The organism is Sphingomonas sp. Leaf28 (assembly GCF_001421685.1).
GTDB classification, from domain to species: Bacteria; Pseudomonadota; Alphaproteobacteria; order Sphingomonadales; family Sphingomonadaceae; genus Sphingomonas; species Sphingomonas aurantiaca.
This window is the reverse complement of sequence record NZ_LMKX01000008.1, coordinates 198,336-207,701: the sequence shown is the minus strand read 5'-3', so window position 1 is coordinate 207,701 and position 9,366 is coordinate 198,336. Positions and strand designations below refer to the sequence as shown.

The 9,366-nt window shown below is 68.5% G+C and carries 11 protein-coding genes; 8 read left to right on the top strand and 3 right to left on the bottom strand.

Annotation, left to right across the window (positions count from 1 at the left end; translation table 11 throughout):
* The first annotated feature begins 328 nt into the window (after positions 1 to 328).
* Complete coding sequence (gene sppA, locus ASE79_RS11410; protein ID WP_082445262.1) at positions 329 to 2,281, top strand: signal peptide peptidase SppA; 1,953 nt, start codon at positions 329 to 331, stop codon at positions 2,279 to 2,281.
* Positions 2,281 to 2,865 (top strand): GNAT family N-acetyltransferase, encoded by a 585-nt coding sequence (locus ASE79_RS11405; RefSeq protein ID WP_056416349.1) that lies wholly within the window; start codon positions 2,281 to 2,283, stop codon positions 2,863 to 2,865. Before sppA ends, ASE79_RS11405 begins: the two co-directional genes overlap by 1 nt.
* 235 nt (positions 2,866 to 3,100) lie before the next feature.
* Here the strand turns inward: ASE79_RS11405 and ASE79_RS11400 are convergent, their stop codons facing one another.
* Positions 3,101 to 3,754: a trimeric intracellular cation channel family protein gene (locus ASE79_RS11400; RefSeq protein WP_056416346.1), complete on the bottom strand. Its 654-nt coding sequence runs from the start codon at positions 3,752 to 3,754 to the stop codon at positions 3,101 to 3,103.
* 161 nt (positions 3,755 to 3,915) lie between these two features.
* Here ASE79_RS11400 and ASE79_RS11395 point away from each other — a divergent pair, with 161 nt between their 5' ends.
* The 3 genes from ASE79_RS11395 to ASE79_RS11385 all read left to right on the top strand — a co-directional run bounded on the left by ASE79_RS11395 (position 3,916) and on the right by ASE79_RS11385 (position 5,470).
* The gene (locus ASE79_RS11395) at positions 3,916 to 4,221 is read left to right on the top strand and encodes a glycine zipper 2TM domain-containing protein (RefSeq protein WP_055873880.1); all 306 of its coding nucleotides are present in this window, start codon (positions 3,916 to 3,918) and stop codon (positions 4,219 to 4,221) included.
* 119 nt (positions 4,222 to 4,340) lie between these two features.
* On the top strand, positions 4,341 to 4,766 hold the full coding sequence (locus ASE79_RS11390) for an OsmC family protein (RefSeq protein WP_056417236.1): 426 nt from the start codon (positions 4,341 to 4,343) through the stop codon (positions 4,764 to 4,766).
* 107 nt (positions 4,767 to 4,873) lie between these two features.
* Positions 4,874 to 5,470, top strand: a complete 597-nt coding sequence (locus ASE79_RS11385; protein WP_056416343.1) for a glycine zipper 2TM domain-containing protein — start codon at positions 4,874 to 4,876, stop codon at positions 5,468 to 5,470.
* A 56-nt stretch (positions 5,471 to 5,526) separates the two neighbouring features.
* Here the strand turns inward: ASE79_RS11385 and ASE79_RS11380 are convergent, their stop codons facing one another.
* Positions 5,527 to 5,748 carry a hypothetical protein gene (locus ASE79_RS11380; RefSeq protein WP_056416339.1) on the bottom strand — a complete coding sequence of 74 codons (222 nt, stop codon included), beginning with the start codon at positions 5,746 to 5,748 and terminating at the stop codon, positions 5,527 to 5,529.
* 108 nt (positions 5,749 to 5,856) lie between these two features.
* Between ASE79_RS11380 and ASE79_RS11375 the strand changes: the two genes are divergently transcribed.
* The 3 genes from ASE79_RS11375 to ASE79_RS11365 all read left to right on the top strand — a co-directional run bounded on the left by ASE79_RS11375 (position 5,857) and on the right by ASE79_RS11365 (position 8,559).
* Complete coding sequence (locus ASE79_RS11375) at positions 5,857 to 6,588, top strand: hypothetical protein (protein ID WP_235516889.1); 732 nt, start codon at positions 5,857 to 5,859, stop codon at positions 6,586 to 6,588.
* 298 nt (positions 6,589 to 6,886) lie between these two features.
* Complete coding sequence (crcB, locus tag ASE79_RS11370) at positions 6,887 to 7,261, top strand: fluoride efflux transporter CrcB (protein WP_055873893.1); 375 nt, start codon at positions 6,887 to 6,889, stop codon at positions 7,259 to 7,261.
* The gene (locus tag ASE79_RS11365; RefSeq protein ID WP_082445260.1) at positions 7,258 to 8,559 is read left to right on the top strand and encodes an RluA family pseudouridine synthase; all 1,302 of its coding nucleotides are present in this window, start codon (positions 7,258 to 7,260) and stop codon (positions 8,557 to 8,559) included. Before crcB ends, ASE79_RS11365 begins: the two co-directional genes overlap by 4 nt.
* A 268-nt stretch (positions 8,560 to 8,827) precedes the next feature.
* Here the strand turns inward: ASE79_RS11365 and ASE79_RS11360 are convergent, their stop codons facing one another.
* On the bottom strand, positions 8,828 to 9,322 hold the full coding sequence (locus ASE79_RS11360; RefSeq protein ID WP_056416334.1) for a DUF1440 domain-containing protein: 495 nt from the start codon (positions 9,320 to 9,322) through the stop codon (positions 8,828 to 8,830).
* Positions 9,323 to 9,366: the final 44 nt, after the last annotated feature.

The window sequence follows — 9,366 nt, the reverse complement described above, 5'->3', positions numbered from 1 at the left end:
GGTTTCGGGCATCGTGCCGAGGGGGCTGCCGCGCGGACGCGGCAGCTGGCCGAGGGCTGCCGGTCTCCTGCGTTCGTAGGCGAACAGTGGCGGATACGCCTTCCCCTTCCCCCCCTTCTCTTCTGCTCCCCTTCCGCTTGCGGGAGGGGTCGGGGGAGGGGCGTGTCCGGGCGGCGCGTTGGTGGGACGCCCCTCCCCTAACCCCTCCCGCAGGCGGGAGGGGGACTGGATGGCGCTCGGGGTAGAGCCAGGGACTTGAACCAGGCCTGTGTTGGCCTCGTAATACAGGCCATTTACGAAGGCCTGCGGTTGCTCTAGCTCTCGTGCCATGACCGATACCGCTGCGCCGTCCTACACCCCTGCCCCGTCCTACACCGATCCGGCCCGCCCCCCGCGGCGGAAATGGCGGCTGGTGCGCGGGGTGTGGAAGCTGCTCGTCGCGATCAAGGATGGCCTTGTCCTGCTCGCGATGCTGCTGTTCTTCGGGCTGATCTTCGCGGCGCTCAACGCGCGGCCGGGGACCAAGGCGATCAAGGACGGTGCGCTGGTGCTCGACCTGAACGGGTCGATCGTCGAGCAGCCCGAGGAGCAGGCCGCGTTCGCCGCGCTGTCGGGGCAGAGCACGACTCGTCAGTTCCGGTTGCGCGACGTGGTGCGCGCGATCGACACCGCGCGCACCGATGGCCGCGTGAAAGTGCTCGTGCTCGATCTCGACAGCTTTGGCGGGGCCTATCCCGCGGCACTCGGCGAGGTCGGCGACGCGCTCGCGCGGGTGCGGGCGAGCGGCAAGCCGGTGCTGGCCTATGCGACCGCGTACACCGATGGCGGCTATCGCCTCGCCGCGAATGCGAGCGAGGTCTGGGTCAACCCGATGGGCGGCACGATCTTCATGGGGCCGGGCGGCAACCAGCTTTACTACAAGGGCCTGATCGACAAGCTGGGCGTCAACGCGCACGTCTATCGCGTCGGCCGCTACAAGTCGTTCGTCGAGCCCTACACGCGCGCCGACCAGAGCGAGGACGCGAAGGCGGCGAGCACTGCGCTGTACGGGACCCTGTTCTCGCAGTGGCGCGAGGCCGTCGCCAAGGCACGCCCCAAGGCGCAGATCGCGCAGTTCATGAGCGCGCCCGACAAGGTCATCATCGCCGCGAACGGCAACATCGCCGAGGCCAATCTGCGCGCCGGAATCGTCGACAAGCTCGGCGACCGGATCGCGTTCGGCCGGCGCGTCGCCGAGATTGCCGGGTCCGACGACAAGAAGCCCGCGGGCAACTATGCCAGCATCACCTACGACACCTGGGTGAAGGCGAACCCGCTGCCGACCGGCGGCGACTCGATCGGCGTGCTGACGATCGCTGGCGAGATCGTCGACGGCGAAGGCGGCCCCGGCAAGGCGGCGGGCAAGACGATCGAGAAGGCGGTGCTCGACGGGCTCGCCAAGAAGACGCTGAAGGCGCTGGTCGTCCGCGTCGATTCGCCGGGCGGATCGGTGCTGGCGTCCGAGCAGATCCGGCTCGCGATCCTCGAGGCCAAGCGGCAGAAGCTGCCCGTGGTCGTGTCGATGGGCGGCCTGGCGGCGAGCGGCGGCTATTGGGTGTCGACGCCGGCCGACGTGATCTTTGCCGAACCTGGCACGATCACCGGCTCGATCGGCATCTTCGGCGTGGTGCCCACGTTCGAGAACGCGCTCGCCAAGATCGGCGTGACCAGCGACGGCGTAAAGACCACGCCGCTGTCGGGCCAGCCCGACATCACCGGCGGGACCACGCCGATGTTCGACGCGATCGCGCAGGCCGGCATCGAGAACGGGTATCGCGCGTTCGTGTCACGCGTCGCCGCGTCGCGGAAAATGACGCCCGCGCGGGTCGACGAGATCGGCCAGGGTCGCGTCTGGGACGGCGGCACCGCGCGGCAGATCGGGCTGGTCGACCGGTTCGGGACGCTCAAGGACGCGATCGACGAGGCCGCCAAGCGCGCCAAGCTCGATCCGGCCAAGGTTCATGCCGAATATCTCGAGAAGAAGCCGGGCTTCCTCGCGACGATCGCGCAGGATTTCGGCAATGACGGCAGCGATGACGATGCGGGCGGCGGCGATGCGTTCGCGCATGTCGCGGCGGACCGTCGCCAGATGCTCGCGCGTGCGGTCGGCGACATGAAGCGGCTCGCGACCTCGGGTTCGGTCCAGGCGCGCTGCCTCGAGTGCGGCGGGATGGGGCCGACGACCGCCGGCTTTAGCGACGCCAAGCTGCTCGACCTGTTGCTGGCACGGATCGGGTTCTGATGGTCGCCGCCTCTGCAAACGGGGGCGGCATCGTCATCCGCGCCGCGGTTCCCGAGGACGCGGCGTCGATCGCGGCGATCTATGCGCCGCACGTGCTGGTCGGGACGGTCTCGTTCGAGACCGACGCGCCCGATGCGCGGCAGATGCGCGCGCGGATGGCGGCATCGGACGGGCTGTATCCGTGGCTGGTCGCGACGATCGGGGCCGAGGGCGGCGTGCTCGCGTTCGCCTATGCCGCGCCGTTCCACAAGCGCGAGGCGTACCGGTTCGCGTGCGAGACCACGGTCTATGTCGCGGACGCGGCGCAGCGCCAGGGCGCGGGGCGGCTGTTATACGAGGCGCTGATCGATACGCTGCGCGCGCAAGGCTTCACCCAGGCGATCGGCGCGATCGCGCTGCCCAATGATTCGTCGATCAAGCTGCACGAGGCGGTCGGGTTCCGGCGCGCGGGCGTGTACCGCGAGGTCGGGTACAAGAACGGCCGGTGGATCGACGTGGGGCATTGGCAGTGCCAGCTGAACGACCCCGCGGTGCCGCCGGTCGAGCCGCGACGGTTTGCGGATGTTGGTGTGGTGCGGGGGTGATTCCTTCGCCCGTGCTTCAGGCGCTCGCAAACTCCTGCCCCACCCCGGCGAAGGCCGGGGCCCAACTGGAAAGGTTGGAGTAACGGATCGCTACGCACATCAGCTAGGTGTCCCATTTGGGCCCCGGCCTTCGCCGGGGTGGGGTGCAGGTCGGTAGCTTTACCACCGCTTAGAGATCAGGCTGATGAGCGGGGTCAGACACCTCTGCTCTCCTTGTTCTACACAACGGGTGCGGTTAGCGCCGCCCCCCGTATGCCGGGAGCGCGAGGTGGAAGCGGATCGCGGCGGCGCGGAGCGTGAAGCCGGCGCTGGCGGCGATCACTGCGGCCCAGGACAGGGGCATGCCGAGCAGCACCAGACCCACGTAACTCGCCGAGGCGAGCGCCGCCGCGGTCACGTACAGCTCCGGCCGCATCAGGATCGACGGTTCGCCCGCGAGCACGTCGCGGATGATGCCGCCGACGCACGCGGTCATCACCCCCATCAACGCCGCGGGCACGGGGGGCACGCCGTAGCCGAGCGCCTTGGCCGCGCCGTAGACCGCATAGGCCGCCAGCCCGACCGCGTCGAACCAGCCCAGCGCCTCGCCCTTCCACCAGCGTTCGGGCGTCACCCAGATCAGCAGCGCCATGCTCAGGCACACGCTCGCCGCGCGCGCATCGTGTACCCAGAAGACCGGCGCGCCGATCAGCAGGTCGCGCACGGTGCCGCCACCGACGCCGGTGATGAGCCCGAAGAAGACGAGCGTCACGAAGGTCTGCCCGCGCTTGGCCGCCGCCAGCGCGCCCGACGCGGCGAACACGGCGAGGCCGGCAAGGTCGAACCAGGGCGCCGCGACCGGCAGGAGCTGGGCGGGCAGGATCTCGACGGGCAGCGGGACGGGCAACATCGGGCCGGCGTAACCGCCCGGACCTACAGCGTAAAGCACAAGGCCACGCGTCGGCAGCCCGATGCTGTACGAAGATGAACGGGGTGTTGTTTTTGGTTCATGCAACCGCGGCTATGGTGTCCTCGTTACAGCATCAGATCAATTCACTAGGGAGTTCCAACATGCGTAAACTCATTCTCGCTCTCGGCTGCAGCGCCATGGTCCTGCCGACCGTCCTGATCCCGGTTTCGGCCGCAGACGCGCGCGATCGTCGCGAATGGCGTGGCCGTGACGGCCGCGTCTATTGCAAGAAGAGCAACGGCACGACCGGCACGATCATCGGCGGCGTCGGCGGCGCGCTCCTCGGCCGCACGGTCGACACGCGCGGCGACCGTACGGTCGGCACGCTGGGTGGCGCGGTCCTCGGCGGCCTTGCCGGTCGCGCGATCGACAAGGGCACGAGCAACAACAATCGTCGTTGCCGCTAAGACGCCTAACTGACTGTCAGCGGCAAATTCGATGCCGCTAATTCGGTCGTCATGCGTTGGGAAAGGGCGTCGCGGGAAACCGCGGCGCCTTTTTTCCTGTCCAGACGAAGGATCCCATGATGACCACACGCAGCGGTTCGGCAAAGTATGAAGGCCTTGGCAAGAGCGGCAAGGGTCATGTCTCGACGCAGTCGGGCGTGCTCTCGGACAGCCCCTACGGCTTCAACACGCGGTTCGAGAACGAGCCGGGCACCAACCCCGAGGAACTGATCGCGGCGGCGCATGCGAGCTGCTTCACGATGGCGCTGAGCTTCGCGCTCGCGGGCAAGGGCTATGAGGCGGGCACGCTCGAGACCTCGGCGAAGGTCACGCTCGACAAGGACGGCGACGGCTTCAAGATCACCAAGTCCGCCCTCACGCTGAACGCCAAGGTCGAGGGTATCTCGAAGGACGAGTTCGAGGCGATCGCCGCCGACGCCAAGGCGAACTGCCCGGTGTCGAAGGTTCTCAACGCCGAGATCACGCTCGAGCATAATCTCGCCTGATACCAACGTCGTAAGGCTTTCGGCCGGCTGAACGCGGTGTAGTTTGCGGTTCACGCAACTCCCGCTTTGGCCGGCCGTTCTTTGCGCATCGAGTCAGGAGACGAACAATGCGTATTGCCCTTCTTTCGGCAGCCCTTGCCGCCACGGCGTTCGGCGCGATCCCCGCGACCGCGCAATCGACGGTCCGGGGCGCCAACCGCGAATATAACGACCAGGTCCGCGACGCGCAGCGCGACTATCGCCGCGACGTGCGCAACGCCGATTCGCGCGGCGACGTGCGCGATGCGCGCCGCGAGTATCGCGAGGAGGTGCGCGACGCGCGCCAGGATCGCCGTGGCGACATTCGCGACATCCGCCGCGACAACGGACGCAACGGCAATTGGCAGCAATATCGCGGCTATGATTACAACCGCTACGAGCGGGGCCAGCGCGGCTATTTCGCCGACCGCTATTATCGCGACGGGCGTTATTACCAGGAGCGCCGCCTGGGTCGCAACGACCGCATCTATCGCGGCGGCAACGGGCGCTATTACTGCCGTCGCAACGACGGCACGACGGGGCTGATCATCGGTGGCCTCGCGGGTGGTGCGCTGGGCAACGTGATCGCGGGCGGTGGCTCGCAGTTGCTCGGCACGCTGATCGGTGCGGGCGGCGGCGCGGTGCTCGGCCAGTCGATCGATCGCGGCAACGTGCGCTGCCGCTGATCCGGTATCGCTAGTCCGACGGAAGGGCCCGGTGGAAACGCCGGGCCCTTTTTGCGTCAGATGATGCCGCCGCCAAGGCTGAGGCGGAGCGCGAAGATGATGATCAGGACGATGTTGAGGTTGCGTCCGCTGCTGCTCGACGAGAGCGCACCGACCGCCGCGCCGACGATCCCGATCGGGATGACGAGCCAGTTCATCCAGCCGAGCAGCGGAATGAAGGCGACGAGGCCGAGCGCCAGGGTGACGAGGCCGATGAGGATGGAGACGAGGTTCAGCATGAGCGGAACATGGCGGTGGGCAGGCGCCGGAGCAAGATCATCCGCGCGCAAGCCGGGGCGGCGCGTAAAACGCTTTCTTCACCGTCATTCGCGCATAGGATGGCGGTGATGAGACTTTCCTGCCGCCCCGCCCTGATCCTTTTGCCGCTCGCGCTGGCGTCGTGTGGACGGTCCTCGACCGACCAGCAGGATCTCAACAGCCTCGATGCCGAGCTGACCAACGGCTCGGCGCGCGATCCGGCGCTGACATCGGCGCTTGGCGGGCAGATCATGGTCGATCCCCGGCTGGCGCAATCGTCCAACACCGATGCGGTGCGGCCGCCGACCCAGCCGGAGGGCGCCGCCGTCCCCCCCGAGGGGCCGCTCAAGCCCGATCCGGTCGACCCGAAGACGTTGCAGCGCGCGCCGGCGGCGTCGAACGACTGCCCCGAATGCAAGACGGCGAACGGTGCGCTGACGCTAGGCGCGCTGGCCGAGCGGCAGAAGACCCCGGATGCGGGGATATGCGCGCAGAAGATCGGCTATTCGGCGGGATGGGCGAACCGGTTGCCCGCGGACCTGCCGCTCTATCCGGGCGCGCGGTTGACCGAGGCGGCGGGGGCGGATCGTGACGGCTGTCGCCTGCGCGTGGTGAGCTTCGCGAGCAGCGCGCCGATGCAGAAGATGCTCGATTATTATTACACGCGCGCGCGGGCAGCGGGGTATTCGGCCGGGCATAGCACCGACGGGCGGCAGCATGTGCTGGGCGGGGTTCGGGGGAACGACGCGTATGTGGTGTACGTGACCGCTCGGGCTGGCGGCGGGAGCGATGTGGATATGGTGTCCAACGCTGGTCGGTGAGGATCGGGTGAAGCGGTTCCGCGATTATTCCACCCCGGCGGAGGCCGGGGTCCAATTGGGAAACGCAGCGGACTGAGCGCGTTCCTTCGTTACTGCGACCTTTCCAATTGGGCCCCGGCCTTCGCCGGGGTGGATAGGGGGATGCTGCAGCTTCCCTACTATGTTCTCCCGCGAAGGCGGGAGCCCAGGCTGGATCCCCGCCTTCGCGGGGAAACACGTTGTTCGGGCTATGCGCCCCACGACGCGCTTCCCTAACCCCCACCTTTCCGTTCGGCGCGATTCGCGCTAGGGCGCGGCGATGTTTCCCCTTCTTTATGTCATGGTCGGTGGCGCGGTCGGTTCCGGCGCGCGCTATCTGACCGGTCGCGCGATGACGGCGCTGCTCGGACCCGACTATCCGTTCGGTACGCTGGCGGTGAACCTGATCGGCGGGCTGCTGATGGGCGTGCTGGTCGGCGTGCTCGCGCGGAACACCGCGTCGGAGGCGTGGCGCCTGCTGCTCGCGGTCGGCGTCCTGGGCGGCTTCACGACGTTTTCGAGCTTCTCGCTCGACGTCGTCACGTTGATCGAGCGGGGCGCGATCGGCGTCGCGTTCGGCTATATTCTCCTTTCGGTGATCGGCTCGATCGTCGCAGTATTCGCGGGTCTCACCGCAGTAAGGGCCATCGCATGACCGCGGGCAAGAACGATAGCGACTCCGGCTCTCGGGAGTTCAACGTCGGGTTCGACGATGACGGCATCCGGCTCGACCGGTGGTTCAAGCGGCATCTGCCCGACACGAGCTTCACGACGGTGGCGATGTGGGCGCGCACCGGCCAGCTGCGCGTCGACGGCGCGCGCGCGACTCCGGGCGACCGGATCGCGGCAGGCCAGATGCTGCGCGTGCCCCCGCCCGAGGCCGACAAAGCCGCCGCCGACGTCGACAAGCCCAGGCGGGTGCGCGAGCGCGTGATCCTGTCGGACGAAGAAACCGAGCTCGCGCAGGGCATGGTGATCCACAAGGATTTCCAGGCGTTCGTGCTGAACAAGCCGCCGGGCCTCGCGACTCAGGGCGGCACCAAGACGACGCAGCATGTCGACGGGCTGCTCGACGGGCTCCAATATGACAATGAGGGCCGGCCCAAGCTGGTCCACCGGCTCGACAAGGATACGTCGGGCGCGCTGCTCGTCGCGCGCACGTCGCGTGCGGCGGCGTTCTTCGCCAAGGCTTTTTCGGGCCGAACCGCGCGGAAAGTGTATTGGGCGCTGGTGGTCGACGTGCCCTCGATCGAGGACGGCATGATCGAGCTGCCAATCGGCAAGCAGCCGGGTACCGGCGGCGAGAAGATGCACGTCGACGAGGCCGAGGGCGCACCCGCGCGCACCCGCTACCGCGTGATCGAGCGTGCGGGCAACCGTGCGGCATGGGTCGAGCTGCAGCCGTTTACCGGGCGCACGCACCAGTTGCGCGTGCACATGGCGGCGATCGGCCACCCGATCGTTGGCGACGGGAAATATGGCGGCGCGGCCGCGTTCCTGACCGGCGGGATCTCGCGGAAGATGCATCTGCATGCGCGGCGCATCAAGGTGGACCATCCCGATGGTGGGTCGATCGACGTGACCGCCGGGCTGCCGACGCATTTCGAGGAAAGCCTGAAGCAGCTGGGCTTCGACGAGAAGCTCGGCGATGCGCTGCAGCTCGACGAGAAGACCGCGCCGACGCGCGAGCAGATGAAGTCGCGGGCGAAGGCGCATGCGAAGTCGGTTCGGAAAGAGCGTAAAGGTGAGCGGCGTGGGCGCGGGGTTGTCGAGGACAAGAAGCCGGCTGGCGGTAAGCCGGGGGCGCCCAAGACGGGCGGGCCTCGGACGGGAGCCGGGTCGACGTTCGGGGCGCCGCGGAGTGGGCCTCGGGTCGAGGGTGCCAAGCCTGGTGGCCGGGGTCGTTCGGGGGGGAAGCCGAGTGGGCCGCGTACGGGGCCGGGTTCACGGTGATTTAGCGGACCTGTCGGCACGCTAGTCTAACGCCACCCCAGCGCAGGCCGGGGCCCAATTGGAGAGGTGGGCGTAACGGAGGACTGTCCTTCGTCACCGACGTCCCCCACCTGGGCCCCGGCCTTCGCCGGGGTGGAGTGGGTGTTGGGGGCGCTCCTTACTAATCGGTCCTCCGCGGAGGCGGGGGGCCGGGGGCCGCGATCGTCGGCTCTGCTTGATTCCTGGGTCCCCGCCTTCGCGGGGGAACAGTGATGGGCCGAGTACCGGCTTACCGCATCCACCCCCGCAGCAACCGCCGCACGCCTTCGGTCACCGTGCCGAACACCAGATGCGACGCGACGCCGTACAGATGCGTCGACGGCGCGGTCTTCCACGGTGCGGCGCCGAGGCCCACCGCGGGCACTGCCGCCTCGTCGAGCAGCGCGGTGTTCGCCAGCGCGAACGCGGTGCCGTAGCCTGCCGTCACCGCCGGGCGATATTCCGCCGCGACCGCGTAGACGACCCCCAGCCCTGCCCCGAGCGCGTAATGCACCGCCTGCCCGGCGAGCGGCTTCCGATCGTCGGGGACTTCGTGTCCCACCACCGCCTGCGACAGCTTGTCCGCCGCCTTCTCGGTCGCGGGTTCCGCGTCGCTGTCCGACGACGACAGCGCGGCGACGCCCGCCTGGAAGCGATCCATCACGAACGAGGCGGCAAGCCCCGCGACCAGGCCTGCCGCAGCGGCGGCCCAGATGTTCGGGGTGTCGGTCGGTGCGTGCGCCATCGTGGATCTCCAAAAGCCTGCGAGACGAACCGTCGAGGACGAGG